Origin of the sequence: Agrobacterium sp. ST15.16.055 (assembly GCF_027956555.1) — a bacterium.
GTDB lineage: Bacteria > Pseudomonadota > Alphaproteobacteria > Rhizobiales > Rhizobiaceae > Agrobacterium > Agrobacterium salinitolerans.
Window position 1 is genome coordinate 237,352 of record NZ_JAQKGN010000005.1, and the last position, 22,706, is coordinate 260,057.

The 22,706-nt window shown below is 59.8% G+C and carries 22 protein-coding genes and 1 tRNA gene; 11 read left to right on the forward strand and 12 right to left on the reverse strand.

Going from position 1 to position 22,706, the window contains the following annotated elements:
- Positions 1-100: 100 nt before the first annotated feature.
- Together PL599_RS10850 and PL599_RS10855 are read right to left on the reverse strand one after the other, a co-directional pair.
- Positions 101-1,273: a D-alanyl-D-alanine carboxypeptidase family protein gene (locus tag PL599_RS10850; protein ID WP_077982293.1), complete on the reverse strand. Its 1,173-nt coding sequence runs from the start codon at positions 1,271-1,273 to the stop codon at positions 101-103.
- A 75-nt stretch (positions 1,274-1,348) separates the two neighbouring features.
- Positions 1,349-2,437: a septal ring lytic transglycosylase RlpA family protein gene (locus PL599_RS10855; protein WP_269823933.1), complete on the reverse strand. Its 1,089-nt coding sequence runs from the start codon at positions 2,435-2,437 to the stop codon at positions 1,349-1,351.
- 317 nt (positions 2,438-2,754) lie between these two features.
- Between PL599_RS10855 and PL599_RS10860 the strand changes: the two genes are divergently transcribed.
- Positions 2,755-3,093 (forward strand): hypothetical protein, encoded by a 339-nt coding sequence (locus PL599_RS10860; RefSeq protein WP_269823932.1) that lies wholly within the window; start codon positions 2,755-2,757, stop codon positions 3,091-3,093.
- Between the two features lie 131 nt (positions 3,094-3,224).
- Here the strand turns inward: PL599_RS10860 and PL599_RS10865 are convergent.
- The 4 genes from PL599_RS10865 to PL599_RS10880 all read right to left on the reverse strand — a co-directional run bounded on the left by PL599_RS10865 (position 3,225) and on the right by PL599_RS10880 (position 4,402).
- Positions 3,225-3,314, reverse strand: a tRNA-Ser gene (locus tag PL599_RS10865).
- A gap of 87 nt (positions 3,315-3,401) precedes the next feature.
- Positions 3,402-3,566 carry a hypothetical protein gene (locus PL599_RS10870; RefSeq protein ID WP_077982291.1) on the reverse strand — a complete coding sequence of 55 codons (165 nt, stop codon included), beginning with the start codon at positions 3,564-3,566 and terminating at the stop codon, positions 3,402-3,404.
- A 329-nt stretch (positions 3,567-3,895) separates the two neighbouring features.
- Positions 3,896-4,123: a hypothetical protein gene (locus tag PL599_RS10875; protein WP_269823931.1), complete on the reverse strand. Its 228-nt coding sequence runs from the start codon at positions 4,121-4,123 to the stop codon at positions 3,896-3,898.
- Between the two features lie 15 nt (positions 4,124-4,138).
- A complete protein-coding gene (locus PL599_RS10880; RefSeq protein WP_003502742.1) occupies positions 4,139-4,402 on the reverse strand; it encodes a hypothetical protein in 264 nt (87 codons plus the stop codon).
- Between the two features lie 137 nt (positions 4,403-4,539).
- Here PL599_RS10880 and PL599_RS10885 point away from each other — a divergent pair, with 137 nt between their 5' ends.
- The 3 genes from PL599_RS10885 to PL599_RS10895 all read left to right on the forward strand — a co-directional run bounded on the left by PL599_RS10885 (position 4,540) and on the right by PL599_RS10895 (position 7,229).
- Positions 4,540-5,259, forward strand: coding sequence for a hypothetical protein (locus PL599_RS10885; RefSeq protein WP_269823930.1), 720 nt, complete (start codon positions 4,540-4,542; stop codon positions 5,257-5,259).
- A gap of 138 nt (positions 5,260-5,397) precedes the next feature.
- Entirely contained in the window at positions 5,398-6,885 is a 1,488-nt protein-coding gene (locus tag PL599_RS10890; RefSeq protein WP_269823929.1) for a D-alanyl-D-alanine carboxypeptidase, read from the forward strand.
- Positions 6,886-6,968: 83 nt separating this feature from the next.
- The gene (locus PL599_RS10895; protein ID WP_269823928.1) at positions 6,969-7,229 is read left to right on the forward strand and encodes a hypothetical protein; all 261 of its coding nucleotides are present in this window, start codon (positions 6,969-6,971) and stop codon (positions 7,227-7,229) included.
- 97 nt (positions 7,230-7,326) lie between these two features.
- Here PL599_RS10895 and gyrA read toward each other — a convergent pair whose 3' ends face one another.
- Positions 7,327-10,119 carry a DNA gyrase subunit A gene (gene gyrA, locus PL599_RS10900; protein WP_077982286.1) on the reverse strand — a complete coding sequence of 931 codons (2,793 nt, stop codon included), beginning with the start codon at positions 10,117-10,119 and terminating at the stop codon, positions 7,327-7,329.
- A gap of 217 nt (positions 10,120-10,336) precedes the next feature.
- On the opposite strand from gyrA, the gene PL599_RS10905 reads away from it, so the two are divergent.
- Both PL599_RS10905 and PL599_RS10910 read left to right on the forward strand, forming a co-directional pair.
- Positions 10,337-10,966 (forward strand): MarC family protein, encoded by a 630-nt coding sequence (locus PL599_RS10905; protein WP_080790741.1) that lies wholly within the window; start codon positions 10,337-10,339, stop codon positions 10,964-10,966.
- 132 nt (positions 10,967-11,098) lie between these two features.
- Positions 11,099-12,247, forward strand: coding sequence for a CBS domain-containing protein (locus PL599_RS10910; protein WP_271359056.1), 1,149 nt, complete (start codon positions 11,099-11,101; stop codon positions 12,245-12,247).
- A gap of 68 nt (positions 12,248-12,315) precedes the next feature.
- Here the strand turns inward: PL599_RS10910 and PL599_RS10915 are convergent, their stop codons facing one another.
- Positions 12,316-12,900: a single-stranded DNA-binding protein gene (locus PL599_RS10915; protein ID WP_269823926.1), complete on the reverse strand. Its 585-nt coding sequence runs from the start codon at positions 12,898-12,900 to the stop codon at positions 12,316-12,318.
- A 264-nt stretch (positions 12,901-13,164) separates the two neighbouring features.
- On the opposite strand from PL599_RS10915, the gene uvrA reads away from it, so the two are divergent.
- Together uvrA and PL599_RS10925 are read left to right on the forward strand one after the other, a co-directional pair.
- Positions 13,165-16,086, forward strand: coding sequence for an excinuclease ABC subunit UvrA (uvrA, locus tag PL599_RS10920; RefSeq protein ID WP_269823925.1), 2,922 nt, complete (start codon positions 13,165-13,167; stop codon positions 16,084-16,086).
- 56 nt (positions 16,087-16,142) lie between these two features.
- A complete protein-coding gene (locus tag PL599_RS10925; protein WP_191218279.1) occupies positions 16,143-16,943 on the forward strand; it encodes a DUF72 domain-containing protein in 801 nt (266 codons plus the stop codon).
- Positions 16,944-16,949: 6 nt separating this feature from the next.
- Here the strand turns inward: PL599_RS10925 and dusA are convergent, their stop codons facing one another.
- Complete coding sequence (gene dusA / locus PL599_RS10930) at positions 16,950-17,960, reverse strand: tRNA dihydrouridine(20/20a) synthase DusA (protein ID WP_271359057.1); 1,011 nt, start codon at positions 17,958-17,960, stop codon at positions 16,950-16,952.
- A 138-nt stretch (positions 17,961-18,098) separates the two neighbouring features.
- Between dusA and PL599_RS10935 the strand changes: the two genes are divergently transcribed.
- Both PL599_RS10935 and PL599_RS10940 read left to right on the forward strand, forming a co-directional pair.
- On the forward strand, positions 18,099-18,788 hold the full coding sequence (locus PL599_RS10935; RefSeq protein WP_269823923.1) for a fumarylacetoacetate hydrolase family protein: 690 nt from the start codon (positions 18,099-18,101) through the stop codon (positions 18,786-18,788).
- 33 nt (positions 18,789-18,821) lie between these two features.
- Positions 18,822-19,355, forward strand: coding sequence for a gamma carbonic anhydrase family protein (locus PL599_RS10940; RefSeq protein ID WP_173989101.1), 534 nt, complete (start codon positions 18,822-18,824; stop codon positions 19,353-19,355).
- 36 nt (positions 19,356-19,391) lie between these two features.
- On the opposite strand, the gene zur is transcribed toward PL599_RS10940, so the two are convergent.
- Genes zur through znuC form a run of 3 tightly spaced genes read right to left on the reverse strand, consistent with a single transcriptional unit; the run spans position 19,392 to position 21,533 of the window.
- On the reverse strand, positions 19,392-19,805 hold the full coding sequence (gene zur / locus PL599_RS10945) for a zinc uptake transcriptional repressor Zur (protein WP_077982278.1): 414 nt from the start codon (positions 19,803-19,805) through the stop codon (positions 19,392-19,394).
- Positions 19,802-20,620 carry a zinc ABC transporter permease subunit ZnuB gene (gene znuB, locus PL599_RS10950; RefSeq protein ID WP_191218276.1) on the reverse strand — a complete coding sequence of 273 codons (819 nt, stop codon included), beginning with the start codon at positions 20,618-20,620 and terminating at the stop codon, positions 19,802-19,804. Before znuB ends, zur begins: the two co-directional genes overlap by 4 nt.
- Positions 20,613-21,533 (reverse strand): zinc ABC transporter ATP-binding protein ZnuC, encoded by a 921-nt coding sequence (znuC, locus tag PL599_RS10955; protein WP_269823922.1) that lies wholly within the window; start codon positions 21,531-21,533, stop codon positions 20,613-20,615. The genes znuB and znuC overlap by 8 nt, the downstream gene beginning before the upstream one ends.
- Positions 21,534-21,637: 104 nt before the next feature.
- On the opposite strand from znuC, the gene znuA reads away from it, so the two are divergent.
- Positions 21,638-22,630, forward strand: coding sequence for a zinc ABC transporter substrate-binding protein ZnuA (gene znuA, locus PL599_RS10960; protein ID WP_269823921.1), 993 nt, complete (start codon positions 21,638-21,640; stop codon positions 22,628-22,630).
- Positions 22,631-22,706 lie beyond the last annotated feature (76 nt).

Sequence of the window (22,706 nt, forward strand, 5' to 3'; positions counted from 1 at the left end):
TGCCTGTTTACAGCATCGAACCGAAAAGTGTGAAGCGCTTTTCAGAAAATCCGATGCCTGAACAAAAGCATAGGAACAAGGCCGCCCGTGCAACAGGCTTTCAGAGCCAGAACAGCAGCAGTTCCTTCAGCGCGCCTGTCGCATTCTGGGTGAGCGACCCCTTGCCGACCGCCGCCTTCGTATAAAGCGGCACTTCCCGCAACAGGCGCTCGCCCGAGAAAATCTTAAGCGTTCCGGCATTTGCACCGACGTCCAGCGGCGCATTCAGGGGCCAGCGATAGACGATTCGGCCGGAAATACGGTCCGGATTATTGACCGGCACAAGCACGCTCACATCTTCCTTCGGCGAAAGATCGATATGCGAAACATCGCCGCCATAAACGCTGACAGACCCGACGGCTTCGTCCCTGCTGAAGAGATGGCGTTTTTCAAAGGCGGTCAGGCCCCAGTCCACCACCCGGCGGGCCTCTTCCTGCCGCGTCTTGTCGTCCGCGATGCCGCCAAGCGCCAGATAGACCCGGCGGCCTCCCCGCTCGGCCGAAACGACAGCCGCAAAACCGCTACCTTCCGCAAAACCGAGACCGAGACCGTCGATACCGCTCCCGGGCATCAGGAGCGTATTCTTGTTGCGCTGGAAAATCCGGTTCCATTCGAAATCCGGCTTGGTGAAAAGCCCGTAACGGTCGGGATAGGTGTCATGCAGATGCTGGGCAAGGCGCACCATATCCCTCGCACTCGTCCGGTTGCCGGGGTCGGGAAGCCCGGTCGAATTGGTAAAGGTGCTGCGGCTCATGCCCAGTTCGTCCGCCCGCACCGTCATGCGTTTGGCGAAAGCGGCATCCGAACCTGCCATGCCTTCGGCGACGACGATACAGCCGTCATTGGCGTTCTGAACGATGATCCCAGTCAAGAGATCGTTGATGCTGACCGAGGATTTCAGCGCCGCGAACATCGTCGAGGTGCGTGAAGGCGCGCCGCCCGTGCGCCAGGCATATTCCGAGACGGGATAAGCCGTCTCTGCCGTCACCTGCCCCTTTGACAGCGCATCCAGCACCACTTCCACCGTCATCAGCTTGGCGAGCGATGCGGGCGGAAAAGGCTGATCCTCATTTTGCGAAAGAAGCACCGTGCCTGTTTCGGCATCGATCATATAGGCCTGTTCCGCCTTGGCGATGAAGGGGCCGGTCTGCGATTGTGCCGGGCTTGCACTGAAAAGCGCAAACGCTGCCGCTGCCAGGAGCGAACAATAGGAGCGATGAATGGCCTTGCGCATGAAACCGCCCAGTCCTGCCTGCCGTAACCGGCTGCCCGCGACAAAGGCAAAAGGCCGGCCGTATCCTTCAATTCGTCAGCGCGACTTCGCCTGCTGACGTTTCACATGGGCGAGTATCGATTGCTCGTTAAGTGCGCCACGGTCGACGAGCACGCTGTCGAAGGCGCTCGCGGTCCTAGAGACCGTAGCCGATTCTTCGGAATAGGCCGCCGCAAATTTGGAGGAAGGCGTCGGCACACGCAGATAATTGCCGCCGGGCGCCGCCGGTTCACGCATGAAATTGCCTTCCGGACGTTCGGCCAGGAAAGGACCGATTTCCGGCAGGATCGCGAACTGTTCGAAAGCCGTTGCCGAACCATTGACCAGCGGCATGGCCTGCAGCGCTGCATTCTTCCTGGAGCCGACAAGCGCTGTCTGGGTCGAGCCGCCATAATTCGGGTTGGACGCCGGAGCCGGAACGAAATTCGGCGAGGCTGAAGCCACCATCACGCCTGTCGCGATCTGCCCTTCCGGCGCCACACCCGGTGAGCGAGAGCCCTTCGGAATATAAGATGCCATCAGATAAGGCATGTCGTGACCATCGAGCGGCGCACGTCCGGCGTATTGTACCCGCACATTGGCCGTGCCAGTGGTCTTCATGTCGAGAAGATCGGCCGTCTTGCTTGAAACGTCGATCAGGCGGCCTTCGTGGAACGGTCCGCGATCGTTGACGCGCACCAGAACCGACGCGCCATTGTCCATATTGGTGACGCGCGCGTAGCTCGGCAGGGGAAATGTCGGATGTGCGGCAGAAAGATGTTCTTTGTCGTAGACTTCGCCATTGGCGGTCAGGCGACCATGGAAGGCGGAACCATACCAGGAGGCAAGGCCGGTCTTGTTGTAACCCGGTTCTTCCTTGGGGAAATAACGGCGGCCCTTGACGGTATAGGCATTGCCGATCAGCTCGCGCCCGCCGCCCTTGGGAATGGTCTTGCCATCGGCCACACGCGGACTGGCTTTGACGCCATATTCGGATTCGGAAAAATATTCCTTGCTGCGCTTGGGCTTAGGCTTGGTCTCGGATGTCGTGGAACACGATGCGGTTGCGGCGCAAAGCACGGAAATTGCAAGCCACTTCACGCCCGACCTGGCGTTGATGCCGAGTTTCTTGACCGTAGAATTCAAATCGTCTGCCCCACGCTGCTATTGGCTCGGAGAACCGCACCCTCACTTGCCTCGATTATTTGCCCCTGCCATCGAAGCACCTAACAGTCGCTTAATCTTGTGCATAACGTGGCGAAAATGCGAACGACTTCTGCAAATTCGATAAAATTGTAACGAACGTGGTTAATGATTTCTATCTTTTGAGCCCACCCATCGGGCCGGATTTACCCGCCTCAACATCTCCCGCTCACCGCTTCCGCAAGGAACAAACGGAGGGCAACCGCGTTCTCTCCCCGCAAAGAACGAGCTTTCCGCCGGTTTCGGCTGAGGGAGGAAACATGATCAAGCCAATGAAAACCACAGCTCTTGCGATGGGCATCGCCTTGGTATCCTTCGCCGCGCCGATCCCCGCAGGTGCGCAGGACATGGAACTCAGAATCGGCCCCGATGGCGTTCGCCCCATCATCCGCGATCGTGAACGGGACGTAGACCGCCGCGGCCCGCCTCGCATGCGTGGCTGCAGCGAACGCGAAGCCCGCGCCGCCGCCCGTGAGGCCGGCCTGCGCGATCCCGAGGTCGTGCGCGTCACCCCGGGTCGTGTCGTCGTAGAAGGCTTCACGCGCCGGGGACCGGATCGCATCACCTTCGCCAATGAGCGGGGCTGCCCGGAAATATGATTGCATCGACAAAATGGAACCCGCTGCACAGCGGGATTCCCGCTCGCGCTGTTTTCCAGCCATTCCAAAGCCAGGAAGCGGGATCGAAGCATCCCTCACCGCAGCATTGTTCGAATGATTTTAAAGCTTGATGGCAGATGGGGTGGGATTCGAACCCACGGTACGCTCTCACGCACGCCGGTTTTCAAGACCGGTTCCTTAAACCACTCGGACACCCATCCATCGGTGGTGAGGCTTTATAGCGGTTTGAAAAAGGTCGTCAATCCCGACCGGTCGAGCGGCGTCGCTCTTCTTTCGTGGTTGGCAGATCATTGCCCCGGTGTCGTTGCCGGCGGCAACAGGGATCCGTCACCTGAAGGTATCGACGGCGCCTGCTGAGCCGTATCGAATAGCGTCAGGCTTAAAACGATTGCCACAAGCGCCAGCAAAAGCGCCACAAAGAGGATTCCCGATTTGTCCATGCGTTTGCTCATGTCACGTTATCTTAAAGCCGAATATGTGCAATTCTGGGCAACGCAAAGAACAAAGTGAAAGTCTGTCAAGTTGTCTTACAGATTCGGCCAACTTATCGTTCAAAAATCCGCAAATTGGGTGAAATTTATGCATAGGCGTACTGTTTGAGACGGAAATGGCCTATCGCGTCAGCACTATTGTCATTTATATCAGGCCATCGCTCCCGGGCATTGCCCAACTTTCCCCGAGCGATCAACCTGCCCCGCCTCTTTGCGGGGCTTTTTTTCTATTATGACCACAAAAAAAAGAAGCGTGACCGAAAGGCCAGCGGGCGATAACCGCCATCGTCTCAGACGCCGATGCTCGGCCCGCCATTGCCGTGCCGGCTGTCACCTCGAAAAATATCCTCGAACAGATTTAGCAACGCCGGCGGCAAGCTATCGGACAACTCGGTGATGATTTCGTTGGCGCGATTATAGGAATAAATGGCTGAGAGCGTCAGCACCAGCAGCACGATCCACGGCCAGATCGGCTTGCGCCTTTGCGGCGCTCCGTTCGGTTGTTGTGGTAAGGTCATGCTGGCACCTTTCCTTCAGGCCTTCACGCGCGGCTCGCCTCCGGGCGCATAGGCGGTTTTCTGCAAGAAACGGAATATATTGCCGCACTGGGCGCAGCGGATCATGAAATCCGTCGGATCGCCCGAGACGCGCTCCGCGCGAAATCCGCGCGGCATTTCATCGATGCGAAAATCGACGTCCCGGCGGCTCTTGTCATCCGATTCCGACGCTTCGGCAAAACCCTGATGACCACATTTGGAACATTCGAGCTTCCGGGAATATCTGTCGCGCGCTGCCATATGCCGTCCTTTGCTTGGTTGTTCTCAGGTAGCAGCGGCAAAACATCATTTCAATGCCGATCGCCTCGGGTTAAAGCTTTGCACCCCTATTTCCCGGCGGGAAACGCATCCAGCGGCCGGAATGAATGTGGAAGCCCATGAACGACCAGAAACCTCTGCTGTCATCATCACTCATGCTGCGGTCCGTCCTTATCACCGCAATTCTGCTCGTCTTTCTCGGCGTCCTAAATGTCGGCATCAAATGGTATGGCGAGCGGATTCTTCAGGCCGGCCAGACGACGGACACCGAAGAGGTCGAGATCGTCATCGGCAACGACCGGCTGAGGCTTGCCAAAAACACCCTGCGGGCGCCTTCCGAGCGCATCGGCGGAGAACGGGAGCGCGTCGACCTTTATCTAAGCTGGCCTGATCTCAAGGGGTATGAGGAAGCGAATCGCGCTGTTTTCGACGATCCGGCGCAGGCGGCAGGTCTGATTTTCATCCAGCTTTCACAAAGCACCATGTCCGAGGACATGTCCGGTCGTTTCGGGCCGATCTATTCGCGGCTGACGGAGGGAGAGCCGATGCCGTTGAAGCACGGCCTGCTGCTGCACCGTCTGCGGACCGATTCCGGCTATGGCAAGGAAGTCATATTGACCGGCGATCGCGATGGCAAAAGCGTCTATGTGGTGCGCTGCCTGCTGCCGCAAACGCCGCAGGCGGCCACCGGCAGCGATTGTCAGAGGGATATTCACGCCGGACAGGACCTGAGCCTGTTCTACCGTTTCTCCTCCGCCCTGCTGCCCCAATGGCAAAAGCTGGATGCGGAGGTGAAAAACTATATCGAGCGCCGCCTCGTAAAAGACGGAAATCGGTGAAACAGCACGGCACAGATTGGGTGCGAAAAGTCGCATTTTATGGAAGGCGGATACCTTTCATAAACCACTTGGTAACGCCAACCCGATAAAGTTTTGTCTCGGAGCATCGGGCGGGGCGTGTCCGAGCGGAACAGAAATATGCGATTGAAGAGTTCAGCAGTGTTGAAAAGTCTATCCGGGGCACATTCGCGCAAAGCGGGTGCGACGTCTTTTGTGAGGTTTATTGCGTTAACCCTTGCTGCGGCGTTCATAACCGCAACATCCGTTCAAACCGCAAAGGCCGATCCGAAATATGCGGGCATCGTCATCGATGCCAAGACCGGCAAGGTTCTTTATGGCGAGGATCCGGACGGGCTGCGTTATCCGGCGTCGCTGACAAAGATGATGACGCTTTATCTGACATTCGAGGCGCTCAATACCGGACGTATCTCGCTCGATTCGAAGGTGCCGGTGTCAGCCAACGCCGCCAAGGAGCCGCCGTCCAAGCTCGGCGTACGCGCCGGCGGCAGCATCACCGTGGAACAGGCCATCCTTGCACTCGTCACCCGGTCCGCAAATGACATGGCAACCGCGCTCGGCGAATATCTCGGCGGCTCGGAAGACCGTTTCGCCAGAATGATGACCGCCAAGGCCCGAGCGCTCGGCATGACCCGCACGACCTATCGCAACGCCAACGGCCTGCCCAACACGGCGCAGATGACAACGGCACGCGACCAGGCCCGTCTCGGTATCGCGCTTCGCCAGCATTTCCCGCAATATTACGGCTACTTCTCCACCCGTACCTTCAACTTCGGCAAGCAGGTTATCGGCAACCATAACCGCCTTGTCGGAACCGTGAAGGGTGTGGATGGCATCAAGACCGGTTATACCCGTGCAGCCGGCAGCAACCTTGCCACATCGGCTCAGCTTGACGGACGTTCTATCGTCGCCGTCGTTCTCGGCGGTCGCTCCAGCGCTGCCCGTGACGCCACCATGCGCAAGCTTGTCGCAACATACCTGCCGCAGGCATCGCGTGGCGGCAACAGCAACCTGATCGCGCAAACCCGCTCCGCACCGGTCGAAGAGCCCGTAGCCGCTGCCGTTCCTTCCGTGGCGGTTGCTGCAACGGCAGCCGGCCTGCCCAATTCCGGTCCAGTCCCGCAGGCCCGTTACGAGGAAGCGCCGGTTACCGCTTTTGCAGGCTCCTCTTCCAATGCGGCCGTCAAGGCGATGGAAGCCGCAACCTGGCAGAAGGGCAAGGACCCGATTGCTCGTGCGCCTTCCGCGCCGGACCGTAAGCTGATCACCAACTCGACCAAGGTGGATAATATCGTCACCGCGTCCACTACGACACCTGTCGTCTCCGCCCCTTCAGTTTCGGCCAGGTCGGAAATTCCGCAGGGAAGCTGGGTGATCCAGATCGGAGCATCTCCCGACGAGAACTCCGCGCGCGGCCTGTTGCACAACGCGCAGGAAAAAGGCGGTGCGGCGCTGCGCTCCGCAAAGCCCTTCACGGTTGCCTTCAACAAGGACGGCTCCCAGATCTACCGCGCCCGTTTCGGCGGCTTCGATGGCCAGAACGCCGCAGTGAATGCATGCAATGCATTGAAAAAGAAAGGCGTCAGCTGCTGGGCGTCACTCCAGTAACAGACGTTTTCGCAGGCGGTGGTTCACGCTCGAAACATCGCCCGTCTCCTCGAAATTTGTAATGTGTAGCGAGGCTTTCCAAGATGGCAGTCAACGAGAATTATTCGGACATTGCGTCTGGCAACGGGCATGGCAACCTGTCGGTTCTGCATCCCATTCACGAGGCGGCGATGCGTATCGCCGATCTCGGTCTTAACCGTTCCAAGGCGAAGACGCGCGATCTCGTGGCGCTGCTTCTGTCGCATGGCGCCCGCGCCTGGCGCTCCAATCAGCCGGAAGCAAGAATCCACCTTCACGTCGCAAGCCGCTCGGGCCGCGCACCGGTGCATATTCGGATCCGCTGAAAATCAAACGCAGTCGACAAGACGCAAGCAAAAAACCCCGCGGAGCCTGAGCGCCGCGGGGTTTTTCTTGATTGGTAACCGAAGATAACGAGGCGGCTTACGCCTCGCTTTCCGGCGCCTCCAGCGTATCAGGCAGATCGGCGGCGGCGTCTTCGCCATTGCCGTTTTCCGCTTCGTCGTCGCCTTCCGGCTCGTTGATACGCTCCACGGAAACCACCTTCTCATCCTTGGCGGTCGAGAAAATAGTCACGCCCTTGGTGGCGCGGCTGGCGATGCGGATTCCGTTGACCGGAACGCGGATGAGCTGACCGCCATCGGAAACCAGCATGATCTGGTCGCCCTCCTCCACCGGGAAGGCAGCGACGAGTTCGCCGATCTCGTTGGTCTTTGCCGTATCGGTGGCGCGGATGCCCTTGCCGCCGCGACCCGAGGTGCGGAAGTCGTAAGAAGAGGAACGCTTGCCGAAGCCCTTCACGGAAACCGTCAGCACGAATTCTTCGCGTGCCTTCAGTTCCTGATAACGCTCTTCGCTGAGTTCACCCTCTTCCGTAACTTCCTCGCCGACGAGCGCAATATCGTCCTCATCAACGCCTGCGGCACGCCGCTCGGTAGCCGAACGCTTCAGATAGGCCGCGCGCTCCCACGGTTCAGCTTCCACATGGCCCACAATGGTCATGGAGATGATGCGGTCGCCCTCGGCCATGTTGATGCCGCGCACACCGACGGAGTTGCGGCCGGCAAAGACGCGCACATCGTCCACGGGGAAGCGGATGCACTGGCCGAGCGCGGTCGTCAGCAACACGTCGTCGCGGTCCGTACAGGTTTCGACGGAGAGGATTTCATCGCCCTCCTCGTCCAGCTTCATGGCGATCTTGCCATTGCGGTTGACCTGTACGAAATCGCCGAGCTTGTTGCGGCGAACCGTGCCACGCGTCGTCGAGAACATTACATCCAGCGTTTCCCAGGTCGTTTCGTCCTCGGGCAACGGCATGATGGTGGTGATGCGCTCGCCGGGCTCCAGCGGCAGCATGTTGATGAGGGCCTTGCCCTTGGACTGCGGCGTGCCGATCGGCAGACGCCAGACCTTTTCCTTGTAGACGATGCCACGCGAGGAGAAGAACAGGACAGGCGTATGGGTATTGGCAACGAAGAGACGGTTGACGAAATCCTCGTCGCGCGTCGCCATGCCGGACCGGCCCTTACCGCCGCGACGCTGCGCCCGATATGTGGTCAGCGGCACGCGCTTGATGTAGCCGAGATGCGAAACGGTGACGACCATGTCCTCGCGGGCGATGAGGTCTTCATCGTCCATATCTGGGCCGCCCTCGACAATCTCGGAACGGCGCGGCGTGCCGAACTCGTCACGGACGGCGACAAGCTCGTCCTTGACGATCTGCTGGATGCGCAGGCGCGACGACAGGATTTCCAGATATTCGGATATTTCAGCGCCGATCTTGTTCAGTTCGTCGCCGATTTCATCGCGGCCGAGCGCTGTGAGGCGGGCAAGGCGAAGTTCGAGAATGGCGCGCGCCTGCTCTTCCGAGAGATTGTAGGTGCCGTCTTCATTGATGCGGTGGCGCGGATCGTCGATCAGACGGATCAGGCTTTCCACATCCTGCGCCGGCCAGCGCCGCGTCATCAGCTCTTCGCGGGCCGAAGCGGGATCGGGCGCATGGCGAATGACGCGGATGACCTCGTCGATATTGGCGACCGCAATCGCCAGACCGACCAACACATGCGCGCGCTCACGCGCCTTGCGCAGCAGATATTTGGTGCGGCGGCTGACGACATCCTCGCGGAACGAAACGAAAGCGCGCAGCATGTCGAGCAGTGTCATCTGCTCCGGCTTGCCGCCGTTCAGCGCCACCATGTTGCAGCCGAAGGAGGTCTGCAGCGGCGTGTAACGGTAAAGCTGGTTCAGGATGACATCGGCATTGGCATCGCGCTTCAGCTCGACGACCACGCGGTAGCCCTGGCGGTCGGACTCGTCGCGCAGGTCGGAAATGCCCTCGATGCGCTTTTCCTTGACCAGTTCGGCCATCTTTTCGATCATCGACGCCTTGTTCACCTGATAGGGAACCTCGGTGATGATGATCTGCTCGCGGTCGCCGCGCATCGGTTCGATGGTGGCGCGGCCGCGCATGATGACCGATCCGCGACCCGTCTCGTAAGCCGAGCGGATGCCGGACCTGCCCATGATCAGCGCGCCGGTCGGGAAATCCGGGCCGGGAATGATCTGCATCAGTTCCGGCAGCTCAATCGCCGGATTTTCGATGAGAGCGATACAGCCGTCGATAACCTCAGAAAGATTGTGCGGCGGAATATTGGTGGCCATGCCGACGGCGATGCCGCCTGCACCGTTGACCAGCAGATTCGGGAACTTGGCCGGAATGACCACCGGCTCCTGCAGCGTGCCGTCATAGTTATCGCGGAAATCGACCGTTTCCTTGTCGAGATCGTCGAGCAGCGAATGCGCGGCCTTGTCCAGACGGCATTCGGTATAACGTTCTGCCGCCGGCGGATCGCCGTCGATGGAGCCGAAATTGCCCTGCCCGTCGATCAACGGCAGGCGGAGCGACCAGTCTTGCGCCATGCGCGCCAAAGCGTCGTAGATCGCCGAATTGCCGTGCGGATGGAATTTACCCATCACGTCCCCGGTAACGCGGGCGCATTTGACGTATTTTTTGTTCCAGTCGATGCCGAGTTCGGACATGCCGTAGAGGATACGACGATGGACCGGCTTCAGGCCGTCTCGCACATCGGGAAGCGCGCGGGACACGATAACGCTCATGGCGTAATCGAGATACGACCGCTGCATTTCCTCCATGATGGAAATCGGTTCAATGCCTGGCGGAAGTTTTCCGCCGCCGGGGGGGCTCTGGTCAGTCAAAACGGATCACATTCTCTGTTAAGAATCGGATGGATTTTTATAGCGGAAACAGCAACGTTAAGCCAATTTCCCGGCGAGTTTTGAACAGGCTTTTGCGTCATTTGCAAGACGAACGCCGCTTTTCACGATTTAGCCCGGCAAAAGTGGGTCCGTTCCCTTTCAAAGCAGCCACGACTTGCGTAGGGTCATATGCAAAAAGGCAATAAGCGGGGAAAGAATGGCCAGCAGCGAAACGCTCATCAATGCGCTCACCACACTTCTGGTCACACTCGATCCACCGGGTCTCGCACCCGTTTTCCTGGCGCTCACCGTCGGCATGACGCGCGACCAGCGCAGCCAGGTGGCGCTGCGCGGCTCCATCATCGCCTTCGGCATTCTCGCCGTCTTCGCGCTTTTCGGCCTCGCGATCCTCAATCTTCTCGGCATCTCGCTCGGCGCCTTCCGCATCGCCGGTGGCCTTCTGCTGTTCTGGATTTCCTTCGAGATGATTTTCGAAAAACGCCAGGAGCGCAAGGAAAAGACTTCCGAAATCGCCATCACCAGGGACCAGCTTCACAATCTGGCGGTCTTTCCGCTGGCGCTGCCCCTGATCGCCGGGCCGGGCGCGATTTCAGCCACCGTGCTGCTAGCCGGATCGATGAAGACCACGGTCGAGATGGTGGTGCTCATCCTGATCCTCGCTTTCGCCATGGCCCTCGTTTATGCAGCCCTGATCGTCTCGGAACGCATGGACCGCTTTCTCGGCAATACCGGCCGTGCGATCCTCACCCGGCTGCTCGGCGTGCTGCTGGCGGCACTATCGGTGCAATTCGTGGTCGACGGCATAAAATCAGCCTTCGATTTCTGATCTTCGGTGCGATCCCATGTCCGCGCAACAAAATCCCGTATGCGGTTATAACTCCGGAAAATCCGCGCTTTAAATCCGGCCGGCATTTCGGCTAAAAGACGCGCATCTTTTCCGGTCTCGAAAGTTGTTCTCATGCGCTCCACGCTGCGCCGCCTCATCCCGGATGCCGCCCCCGTCAGCAACAGGGAAAGGCTGCGCTCCGCAAGCGGCGCCTTTTTAGGCATTCTGCTGACTGGGCTTCTCGGCAGTTTGGCTCTGCATTTCGATCCCACCCTGCCCGCCATGATCGCACCGATGGGCGCCTCGGCCGTGCTTTTATTCGCCGTGCCCTCCAGCCCGCTGGCGCAACCCTGGTCGATCCTGTGCGGCAATCTCGTATCGGCTTTCGTGGGTGTAACCGCAGCGCTACTGGTGCCGGATCCATTCCTCGCCAGCGCGCTCGCCGTCAGCCTTGCCATTGCCGCCATGATGGCGCTGCGCTGCCTGCATCCGCCAAGCGGTGCCGTCGCGTTGACGGCCGTTCTCGGCGGCCCCGCCGTACACAGCCTCGGTTATGACTTCCTGCTCTGGCCGGTCGCCGGAAACTCACTGATCCTTCTGGCACTCGCGCTCGTCTATAACAATGCCACCGGCCGCACTTATCCCCACGGCCTGAAGTCTGGAAAGGCCGCCCATGGCACCACCGATCCCACCCCTATCCAGAAAATCGGCTTTTCCTCCAGCGATCTCGATGAGGTGCTGAAGGAATATGACGAGTTTCTCGATATTGACCGGGACGAGCTCGAAGCCATCCTGCGCAAGACCGAACTGCGCTCTTACCGCCGCCGCGCGCTGCATCTCGATTGCGCCAGTGTCATGTCGCGGGATGTGATCGGTGTCGCCCCCGATGACAGCCTGCGCCACGCCCATGCGTTGATGCGCAGCCACCATTTCAAGGCACTGCCCGTCACCAATGATAAGGCCGAAATCCTCGGCATCGTTACCCAGACCGATTTCCTGGAGAAGGCAAGCTGGAGAAACGGTCGCCCCTCCATCGGCTTCCTGCAGCGGCTGCGCCGGATTCTATCAGGCGCAAGCGCCCCCAACGATACCGTCAAGGACATCATGACCTCCCCGGTAAAAACCGTGCAGCCTGAAACCTCGATCGAGGAGGCCATCATCCGTTTTGCGGAGGAAGGTCTACATTACCTGCCGGTTATCGACGCCAAGGGAAAGATGGTGGGCATCGTGTCGCAATCGGATGTCATGGTTGCGATGCTGGCGGACAAGGTGGCGGCCTGAGCCGATCTAAAATTAAAGGCGGGCCGCAGCCTTGCTACGCCCGCCTTCCACAATCTGCGAGCTTCCGCTCAGAACGGGATATCGTCATCCATATCGTTGGAGAATCCACCGGAAGGCTGGCCGCCGCCACGGGAAGAGCCGCCGCGGGGTGACGACTGCTGGTCGTAGCCGCCGCTGCCGCTGTAACCGGAACCACCGCCGCTGCCATAATCATTGCCGCCGCCGAAATCGCCGCCGCCGCTGCGGCCACCGCCCTCGCCGCGACCATCAAGCATCGTCAGCGTGGAATTGAAGCCCTGAAGCACGATTTCGGTGGAGTAACGGTCGTTACCGGTCTGGTCCTGCCATTTGCGCGTCTGCAACTGGCCTTCAATATAGAGCTTGGCGCCCTTCTTGACATATTGCTCGACCACCTTGCAAAGGCCTTCGTTGAAGACGACGACGGTGTGCCATTCGGTCTTCTCGCGGCGCTCGCCGCTGTTACGGTCCCGCCAGGTCTCCGAAGTGGCAATGCGCAGATTGGCGATGGGGCGGCCATCCTGCGTCCGGCGGATTTCGGGATCGGCGCCCACGTTTCCGATCAGAATTACCTTGTTTACGCTACCAGCCATCTCGTCATCCTGTCCGCCGGCCATCATGACCGGCAATTGCATTTCAAAAAATTCGCCACACAATAGCTGCCGCCGCCCGCAAAGGGCACCGCAGCCGGGGAACTATCCACAAAGAATAATCTTAAGCTGCGGGAGCAGACATTCGCGCTTGCAATTCGTTCCTTTTTTGTTCTATTAAATCGCAGATTTCGAGTCAAGCATTCCGAAAAGCTGCGACCGATTGGGAATAGACCTCGACACATCCGGCTGCGTCACTACATAAGGACGCGTTGCCATCAAGCCTGTTATTTTTGTCCGAGCCTTGTCATGAGTGAACTGAAGACGATTTCCATCCGTGGCGCCCGCGAGCACAACCTCAAGGGCATCGATCTGGATCTGCCGCGCAACAAGCTGATCGTCATGACCGGCCTTTCCGGTTCGGGCAAGTCGTCGCTTGCCTTCGATACGATCTATGCCGAGGGTCAGCGCCGTTATGTCGAAAGCCTTTCGGCCTATGCGCGCCAGTTCCTGGAAATGATGCAGAAGCCGGATGTCGACCAGATCGACGGCCTGTCGCCGGCAATCTCCATCGAGCAAAAGACAACGTCGCGCAATCCGCGTTCCACGGTCGGCACGGTCACCGAAATCTATGACTATATGCGCCTGCTGTTCGCCCGCGTCGGTGTGCCCTATTCGCCGGCGACCGGCCTGCCGATCGAGAGCCAGACGGTCAGCCAGATGGTCGACCGCATCCTCGCTTTCGAGGAAGGCACGCGTCTTTATATTCTTGCGCCGATCGTGCGCGGCCGCAAAGGCGAGTACAAGAAAGAACTCGCCGAGCTGATGAAAAAGGGCTTCCAGCGCGTCAAGGTGGATGGCCAGTTCTACGAGATCGCAGACGTTCCTGCCCTCGACAAGAAATACAAGCACGATATCGACGTGGTGGTCGACCGCGCCGTCGTTCGCCCGGATATGGCCGCACGCCTTGCCGACAGTCTCGAGACCTGCCTCAAGCTCGCCGACGGGCTGGCAATCGCCGAATTCGCCGACAAACCTCTGCCGCCGGAAGAAACCGCCGCTGGTGGCTCCGCCAACAAGTCGCTCAACGAGACCCATGAACGGGTGCTGTTTTCGGAAAAATTCGCCTGCCCTGTTTCCGGTTTCACCATTCCGGAAATCGAGCCGCGGCTGTTCTCCTTCAACAATCCCTTCGGCGCTTGTCCCAGCTGCGACGGTCTCGGCTCGCAGCAGAAGGTCGATGAAAACCTCATCGTACCGGAGCCGGCCCGTACGCTGCGCGACGGCGCGATAGCGCCCTGGGCCAAATCCTCCTCACCCTATTACAACCAGACACTGGAAGCGCTCGGCAAGACTTTCGGCTTCAAGCTGTCGAGCAAATGGTCGGACCTGTCGAAAGAAGCGCAGCACGCCATCCTGCAGGGCACCGATGACAAGATCGAATTCAACTATCAGGACGGCGCCCGCTCCTACAAGACGGTGAAGAATTTCGAAGGCATCGTGCCCAATCTGGAACGTCGCTGGAAAGAGACGGACAGCGCCTGGGCGCGCGAGGAAATCGAACGTTACATGTCGGCGGCCCCCTGCCCGGCCTGCGCCGGTTATCGCCTGAAGCCGGAAGCGCTCGCCGTCAAGATCAACAAGCTGCACATCGGTGAAGTTACCGAAATGTCGATCCGCAAGGCACGCGACTGGTTCGAGGTGCTGCCGGAAAGTCTCAACGCCAAGCAAAATGAAATCGCAGTCCGTATTCTCAAGGAAATCCGCGAACGCCTGCGGTTCCTCAACGATGTCGGGCTGGATTATCTCAGCCTGTCGCGCAATTCAGGCACGCTTTCCGGCGGTGAAAGCCAGCGTATCCGTCTCGCCTCACAGATCGGCTCGGGGCTGACAGGCGTTCTCTATGTTCTCGACGAGCCTTCGATAGGCTTGCACCAGCGTGACAATGCCCGCCTGCTCGAGACGCTCAAGCACCTGCGCGATATCGGCAATACTGTCATCGTTGTCGAACATGACGAAGACGCCATTCTGACGGCGGATTATGTGGTCGATATCGGCCCGGCCGCCGGCATTCACGGTGGTCAGGTGATAGCGGAAGGCACGCCGCAGGACGTGATGGCCAATCCGAAATCGCTGACCGGCAAATACCTCTCCGGCGAACTCGGCGTTGCCGTGCCGGCCGAACGCCGCAAGCCGAAAAAGGGTCGCGAGATCAAGGTTTTTGGCGCCCGCGGGAACAATCTCCAGAATGTCACGGCGGCCGTTCCGCTCGGCGTCTTCACCGCGGTGACAGGCGTATCCGGCGGCGGCAAGTCCACCTTCCTGATCGAGACGCTTTACAAATCCGCGGCGCGCCGGGTGATGGGCGCGCGCGAAATCCCGGCCGAGCACGACCGCATCGACGGTTTCGAATTCATCGACAAGGTGATCGATATCGACCAGTCGCCCATTGGCCGCACACCGCGTTCCAACCCGGCCACCTATACCGGCGCCTTCACGCCGATCCGCGACTGGTTCGCCGGCCTGCCGGAAGCAAAAGCGCGCGGTTATGCGCCCGGCCGCTTCTCCTTCAACGTCAAGGGCGGACGATGCGAGGCCTGCCAGGGCGATGGCGTCATCAAGATCGAGATGCACTTCCTGCCCGACGTCTACGTCACCTGCGACGTCTGCCACGGCAAGCGCTACAATCGCGAGACGCTGGATGTCACCTTCAAGGGCAAGTCCATCGCCGATGTCCTGGATATGACGGTCGAGGAAGGTGTGGAGTTCTTCGCGGCGGTTCCGGCGGTGCGCGACAAGCTGCAATCGCTGTTTGATGTCGGCCTCGGTTACATCAAGGTCGGCCAGCAGGCCAATACGCTCTCCGGCGGCGAGGCGCAGCGCGTGAAGCTCGCCAAGGAACTGTCGAAACGCTCGACGGGCCGTACGCTCTATATTCTCGACGAGCCGACGACCGGCCTGCATTTCCACGATGTCAACAAGCTGCTGGAAATGCTGCATGCGTTGGTCGAACAGGGCAATTCCGTCGTGGTGATCGAGCACAATCTCGAAGTCATCAAGACGGCGGACTGGATCATCGATATCGGGCCTGAAGGCGGCACGGGCGGCGGCGAAGTGGTGGCGACCGGCACGCCGGAGGACATTGTGAAGGTCGAGCGTTCCTATACCGGTCATTTCCTGAAGGAGCTTCTGGAGCGCCGGCCAGCCGGAAAACGGGAGGCTGCGGAGTAATCCGCAGCTTTCGTCGCAAGGGTACGAAAGGCCGAAGGCCGGAGGAGGAATAACACATGTCGACATCAGGCACGATTCGCACCGGTATCGGCGGCTGGACCTTCGAGCCCTGGGAAGGCACGTTTTATCCCGAAAAATTGCCGAAGAAGCGCCAGCTGGAGCACGCCAGCCGGCAGCTTACGGCCATTGAGGTGAACGGCACCTATTACAGCAGCCAGAAGCCGGAGACCTTCGCCAAATGGGCTTCCGAAGTGCCGGAGGATTTCGTCTTCTCGCTGAAGGCAAGCCGCTTCGTCACCAATCGCAGGGTTCTGGCCGAGGCCGGTGAATCCATGACGAAGTTTTTGACTCAAGGGTTGACGGAACTCGGCGCCCATCTCGGCCCGATCCTCTGGCAGTTTGCGCCCACGAAGAAATTCGATGCGGATGATTTCGGTGCGTTTCTGGCGCTGTTGCCGGAAAAACAGGACGGTATCTCCCTGCGGCATGTGGTGGAGGTCCGCAACGAAACATTCCAGGTCCCGGAATTCATCGATCTCATCGCCAAACACAAGGTCGCGGTCGTCTGCGCCGATCATCATGATTATCCGATGCTGCCGGACGTGACCGCCGATTTCGTCTATTGCCGCCTGCAGAAGGGCGAGGACGATATCAAGACCTGTTATCCGCAGACCGGGATCAGCGACTGGGCCAAACGGGTCAAGACCTATGCGGCGGGCGGCGTGCCTGACGATCTGCCGCTGATTGCGCCTGAGCGGTCGGTCGAAAAGACCCCGCGTGACGTCTTCGCCTTCTTCATCACCGGCGGCAAGGTCAATGCACCCGTGGGTGCGCAGGAGTTGCAAAAAGCGGTCTGAGCCCCCTCAGCCCGCCAGTTCTTTTGTGGGGTTGAAATCGATGGCGGCAAAAGCGGCCTCGATCACCTCTGGCCCAGCGCCCGGCCGGGTGGCATCGCTGGAGAGGATTTGCCGGAAACGGCGCGCGCCCGGCATGCCCTGAAACAGGCCGACCATGTGTCGGGTAACGTGATTGAGACGTCCACCTGTGGCAATATAATCGGCAGCGTAGTCCATCATCGTGTCCCGCAAAGCCATCCAGTCATATTGGAGGGCTTCCCCGCCATGAATGCGATGATCGACATCGGCAAGGATTGAGGTGTTGTGATAGGCGGCGCGGCCGAGCATCACGCCGTCCATATGTTTCAGGTGCTCGCTCGCCTGATCGAGATCGGAAATACCACCATTGATGCCGATGAAGACGTCAGGATTTTCCCGCTTCATCCGATAGACGAGATCATAATCAAGCGGCGGCACCTCGCGGTTTTCCTTCGGCGAAAGCCCCTGAAGCCAGGCTTTGCGCGCATGAACCCACACCGCATCCGCACCGGCAGCAACCACCCGCGCCAGAAAATCCGGCAAGACGGTTTCGGGCTCCTGGTCATCAACGCCGATCCGGCATTTGACCGTGACGGGCACAGCAGCAACCGCCTTCATCGCGGAAATACATTGCGCAACGACGTCAGGCTCACGCATCAGGCAGGCGCCGAAGGTGCCGGATTGCACGCGGTCCGAAGGACAGCCGACATTGAGATTGATCTCGTCATAACCGTAATCGCCGGCGATCCGCACCGCCTCGGCAAGCTTGGCGGGATCAGAACCGCCGAGCTGCAAGGCCACGGGATGTTCCTGCTGGTGGTAACCGAGCAACCTCTCACGCTGGCCATGGATGATGGCGTCGGCAACGATCATTTCGGTAAACAGCAAAGCGCGCTTCGACAATTGCCGGTGCAGAAATCTGCACCTCGTATCGGTCCAGTCGATCATGGGGGCCACGGCGAAGATTTTTTCGCCGCTTGCAAGCGCTTGTCTGTACATGGATTAACCTCTTTGCGCCGGCTTCTACAACAAAGGACCGTAAAAAGCCAGTTTTGCAGGCAGGGTCATTTTGAACTGGAAATCGCCCCGGAATCGCGGGACAAGAATTGCACTCAAAAAAGACGACAGGAAATCCACATGGCCGCCACCGTCATCCCCGCTCCCAAACCCGTTCTCCTGCCCGTTGAAGGCACGGGCGACCTGTTTCCCGTACGGCGGATCTATTGCGTCGGCCGCAATTATGCCGATCACGCCATTGAGATGGGCCACGATCCCTCGCGCGAGCCGCCCTTTTATTTCCAGAAGAACCCGGACAATCTGCTGCCAGCCGGTGAGGACTTCCCCTACCCGCCGCTGTCATCGAACGTACATTACGAAGTCGAATGTGTCGTGGTTCTGAAAAGCGGCGGCGCCGATATCCCGGCGTCCGAGGCACTGGACCATGTCTGGGGTTACGCCGTCGGTATCGACATGACCCGCCGCGACCTGCAGGACGGCCTGAAGAAGATGGGCCGCTCCTGGGAAGGCGCGAAGGCCTTCGAATATTCCGCACCGGTCTCCCCCATCGTTCCCGCAGACAGGATCGGCCATCCCGCCACCGGCGCGATCTGGCTCGACGTCAATGGCGAACGCAAGCAGACGGGCGACCTTGCCCAGATGATCTGGAAGGTGCCGGAAGTGATTGCCGAGCTCTCCAAGCTGTTCACGCTTGCCGCCGGTGACGTCATCATGACCGGCACGCCGGCCGGCGTCGGCCCGATCGTGCGCGGCGACCGCATCGAATGCGGCGTCGAGGGTGTCGGCACGCTTGCCGTGACGGTTGCCTGAGGCCATCAAAAAAACAAAAGGGAGGATACCGCCATGCCACTTTACCGCCTCGCCGACCGGATGCCGCAAACCCCTGCGGCTGATCGCTACTGGGTAGCGCCCGACGCCAATGTCATCGGTTCGGTGACGCTCGGCGAGGATGTCGGCATCTGGTTCGGCGCGACGCTGCGCGGCGATAACGAGCCGATCAGCATCGGGCGCGGCACCAATATTCAGGAAGGCGTGATGGTGCATAGCGATCCCGGTTTTCCCGCCGTCATCGGCGAAATGTGCACCATCGGCCACCATGCCATCGTTCATGGCTGCACCATTGGCGACAATTCGCTCATCGGCATGGGCGCGACGATCCTGAATGGCGCGAAGATCGGCCGCAACTGCCTCGTCGGCGCCAATGCGCTGGTGACGGAGGGCAAGGAATTTCCGGACAATTCCCTGATTGTGGGCTCGCCGGCGCGCGCCATCCGGACGCTGGATGATGACACCGTCGCGGGGCTTCGCCGCTCGGCGGAGAAATACATCGAAAACTGGAAACGTTTTTCGAAGGATCTGGCGATCATCGAGGGATAGGAAACGGCGGGCGCCTACGCCCGCCCCGTCGTGAGATTAAGCCGAGCAGGCGGCGCAGAGGCCCCGAATTTCAATGGTGGTCTTTTCCGCCTTGAACTTGCTGTCCTTCACCCAGCGCTCGAGACGGTGGTCGATTTCGTGATCGTGGAATTCCGTCACCTGTCCGCAGGACTCGCAGATGGCGAAAGCCACCGTGCCATGGTGCTGCGAGCAGCACTCCGCCTGCGTATGGGTGCAGGCGACAAAGGCGTTGAGGCTCTCGAGCCGGTGCACGAGACCAAATTCCACCAGCTTTTCCAGCGCCCGGTAAACCTGCAGCGGCGCACGAAACCCCTCGTCGCGCAGCTTGTCGAGGATCATATAGGCGCTCAGCGGCTGATGCGCGTTTGAGAGGGCATTCATGACCAGCGACTGGTTCTTGGTGAGGTTCTGCTGGGTCTGAGCATTCATGATCTGCCTCCTTCATCCGCGTCGCGGGAAAAACCCGGCGCCGGCAACAGGCTTATAACGAAGAGGATCACCGCGGCAACCACGATGGATGGGCCGGACGGCGTATCATAGGTCAGCGAGCCGAACAGGCCGCCGACAACGGCGACCGCACCGATCAGCGAAGCCACAACCGCCATCACCTCCGGTGTGCCGGAAAAGCGTCTGGCGGTCGCCGCCGGTATGATGAGCAGCGATGTGATGAGCATGATGCCGACCACCTTCATGGCAATGGCGATCACCAGCGCCATCAGGAGCGTAAAGATCAGCTTCGCCCGCTCCGGGTTCAGCCCCTCGGCTTCCGCCAGTTCGGTATTGACGGTGGAGGCAAGCAGCGACCGCCACAGGAACACCATGGAGATGACGACCACCAGCCCGCCGCCCCATATCAGGGCGATATCGCTGCGGGTGACGGCGAGAATATCGCCGAACAGGAACGAGACGAGATCGATGCGCACCCAGCTCATGAAGGCGACGATGACGAGACCGATCGCCAGCGCGGAATGGGACAGGATGCCAAGCAGCGCGTCGGAAGAAAGCGCCTGCCGCCGTTGCAAGAAGAGAAGCAGGATCGACACGGCCGACGCCACCATAAAGACGCTGACGATGAGGTTGAGTTGCAACAGCAGCGACAGCGCGACGCCGAGCAGCGCCGAATGGGCCATCGTATCGCCGAAATAGGCCATGCGACGCCAGACGACGAAACAGCCGAGAGGACCGGCAGTCAGCGCAACACCGATACCGGCGACCATGGCGCGAACGAAGAAATCGTCAAACATGGCGGTCTCCCTGCCGCTCATTGGAAGGCGTATGGCCCCCATGTTCATGCTCATGGCCGCAGCCGCATTCGTCATGGTTGTCGTGATGGTGGCCATGGTCATGCATATGGTGGTGCCCATCCTCCGGGTGGCAATGATCCGTCACCGAACCATCCGCATGCTGCACTCGGCCATCGGGCAAATGGGTATGATCGTGATGGTGGCTGTAGACGGCAAGCGCCTTGGCCGCGGCGCCACCGAACAGTCGCATATATTCCGGGCTCTGGCTCACAGCCTGCGGCGTGCCCCGGCAGCAGACATGGCCGTTCAGGCATATCACGGTATCGGTCTCCGCCATCACCACATGCAGATCATGCGAGATTAACAGAATTCCGCAATTATTTGAATTTCTGATATTTTTTATCAGATCATAGAGAGCTATCTCGCCGGAGAAATCAACACCCTGCACGGGCTCGTCAAGAACCAGCAGATCGGGCTTGCGGGCGATGGCGCGAGCCAGAAGCGCGCGCTGGAACTCGCCGCCGGAAAGGTGCTGGACCTCGGCATTGGCAAGATGCGCAATGCCAGTCGCATTCAGCGCCGCGTCGATTTCACGGGCTGGCAGCGGCCCGGTCAACGTCATCAGCCGGCGCACCGAAAGCGGCATGGTCCAATCAACCGAAAGCTTCTGCGGCACATAACCGACCCTCAGACCGGCAATGCGCGAGACCTCGCCCTCAGTCGGCTTCACCACACCGATTGCCATTTTCGCGCTCGTTGACTTGCCGGAACCGTTCGGGCCGATCAGCGTGACGATCTCGCCTTTGCTGACGGAAAACTCCACGCCGCGCACCAGCCATCGGCCGTTGCGCTGCACGCCGGCATTGGCAAGGGAAACCAGTGTATCGTTACCCTTACGGGCGGAATGAAGCATGGCATTGTCCGTTCGGCGATGTTGCCTACCGCTATTGCATACGTTATAGAGTTACGCAATAAATGTAATAACATAACTATACTTGTTCAAGTGGAGTGCATTTCATGAAATCGTTCCTGGTCCCGCTCATGGCATCCGTGGCAATAGCGGCGGCCGCTTCAGGCGCCACCGCCGCGCCCGATGTCGTGGTCTCGATCAAGCCCGTCCATTCTCTCGTCGCCGCCATCATGCAGGGCGTCGGCGAACCGCAGCTCATCGTCGACGGCGCGGCCTCACCGCATACCTATAATCTCAGACCTTCCAACGCGCGCAAGCTGGAAAAGGCGGATGTGGTCTTCTGGGTCGGGCCGGGACTGGAAGCATTCCTGGAAAAGCCGCTGGAGGCGCTTGCCAGCAAGGCGACCGTGGTTGAACTGGAAGACGCCAAGGGGCTCGAGAAGCTGCCCTTCCGTGAAGGCGGCCCCTTTGAAGCACACGACCATGGCGACGAAGGCCATCATGCACATAACGGCCACGCCGAAGAGGAAGGCGCACACGATCATGGACACGACCATGCGGAGGGCCACGGGGACCATGACCACGGCGCTTATGACACCCATCTCTGGCTCGACCCCGCCAATGCCAAGGCCATGGCGCAGACGATAGAAACCGCTCTGATCGCCGCCGATGCCGGCAATGCCGCGACCTATCAGGCCAATACCAAAAAACTGATAGACGACCTAGATGCGCTCGATGCCGAACTCAGGGAAACGGTCAAGCCGGTGAAGGACAAGCCCTTCATCGTCTTCCACGATGCCTATCAATATTTCGAGCATCGTTACGGCGTGAAGACGGCGGGATCGATCACCGTAAGCCCCGAAACCCTGCCGGGGGCGGACCGCGTCAAACAGATGCAGGAAAAGGTTCGCCAACTCGGCGCAACCTGCGTCTTCGCTGAACCGCAATTCGAGCCGAAGCTGATTTCGGTCATCACCGAAGGCACCGCCGCGAAATCGGCGACGCTCGATCCGGAGGCTGCAACACTGGAACCCGGCCCGGACCTCTATTTCAAGCTGATGCGCGGCATTGCCGGCTCGCTGAAGGACTGCCTGTCCTGAAGCGCATTTGCTGCCCCAAACGGTTCGGCGCCGTCATTCCAGCTTTGAACCGGAAACGGCCGAAGCGTAAATTACC

What these genes read in the sequence shown, in the direction of transcription:
- PL599_RS10850 (WP_077982293.1), bottom strand. Translation starts at nt 1,273, where the DNA reads ATGCGCAAGGCCATTCATCGCTCCTATTGTTCGCTCCTGGCAGCGGCA.
- PL599_RS10870 (WP_077982291.1), bottom strand. Translation starts at nt 3,566, where the DNA reads ATGAGCAAACGCATGGACAAATCGGGAATCCTCTTTGTGGCGCTTTTG.
- PL599_RS10885 (WP_269823930.1), top strand. Translation starts at nt 4,540, where the DNA reads ATGAACGACCAGAAACCTCTGCTGTCATCATCACTCATGCTGCGGTCC.
- uvrA (WP_269823925.1), top strand. Translation starts at nt 13,165, where the DNA reads ATGAGTGAACTGAAGACGATTTCCATCCGTGGCGCCCGCGAGCACAAC.
- zur (WP_077982278.1), bottom strand. Translation starts at nt 19,805, where the DNA reads ATGAATGCTCAGACCCAGCAGAACCTCACCAAGAACCAGTCGCTGGTC.
- PL599_RS10910 (WP_271359056.1), top strand. Translation starts at nt 11,099, where the DNA reads ATGCGCTCCACGCTGCGCCGCCTCATCCCGGATGCCGCCCCCGTCAGC.
- PL599_RS10915 (WP_269823926.1), bottom strand. Translation starts at nt 12,900, where the DNA reads ATGCAATTGCCGGTCATGATGGCCGGCGGACAGGATGACGAGATGGCT.
- PL599_RS10875 (WP_269823931.1), bottom strand. Translation starts at nt 4,123, where the DNA reads ATGACCTTACCACAACAACCGAACGGAGCGCCGCAAAGGCGCAAGCCG.
- znuB (WP_191218276.1), bottom strand. Translation starts at nt 20,620, where the DNA reads ATGTTTGACGATTTCTTCGTTCGCGCCATGGTCGCCGGTATCGGTGTT.
- PL599_RS10860 (WP_269823932.1), top strand. Translation starts at nt 2,755, where the DNA reads ATGATCAAGCCAATGAAAACCACAGCTCTTGCGATGGGCATCGCCTTG.
- PL599_RS10880 (WP_003502742.1), bottom strand. Translation starts at nt 4,402, where the DNA reads ATGGCAGCGCGCGACAGATATTCCCGGAAGCTCGAATGTTCCAAATGT.
- PL599_RS10895 (WP_269823928.1), top strand. Translation starts at nt 6,969, where the DNA reads ATGGCAGTCAACGAGAATTATTCGGACATTGCGTCTGGCAACGGGCAT.
- PL599_RS10905 (WP_080790741.1), top strand. Translation starts at nt 10,337, where the DNA reads ATGGCCAGCAGCGAAACGCTCATCAATGCGCTCACCACACTTCTGGTC.
- PL599_RS10935 (WP_269823923.1), top strand. Translation starts at nt 18,099, where the DNA reads ATGGCCGCCACCGTCATCCCCGCTCCCAAACCCGTTCTCCTGCCCGTT.
- PL599_RS10925 (WP_191218279.1), top strand. Translation starts at nt 16,143, where the DNA reads ATGTCGACATCAGGCACGATTCGCACCGGTATCGGCGGCTGGACCTTC.
- dusA (WP_271359057.1), bottom strand. Translation starts at nt 17,960, where the DNA reads ATGTACAGACAAGCGCTTGCAAGCGGCGAAAAAATCTTCGCCGTGGCC.
- PL599_RS10940 (WP_173989101.1), top strand. Translation starts at nt 18,822, where the DNA reads ATGCCACTTTACCGCCTCGCCGACCGGATGCCGCAAACCCCTGCGGCT.
- znuA (WP_269823921.1), top strand. Translation starts at nt 21,638, where the DNA reads ATGAAATCGTTCCTGGTCCCGCTCATGGCATCCGTGGCAATAGCGGCG.
- PL599_RS10890 (WP_269823929.1), top strand. Translation starts at nt 5,398, where the DNA reads ATGCGATTGAAGAGTTCAGCAGTGTTGAAAAGTCTATCCGGGGCACAT.
- znuC (WP_269823922.1), bottom strand. Translation starts at nt 21,533, where the DNA reads ATGCTTCATTCCGCCCGTAAGGGTAACGATACACTGGTTTCCCTTGCC.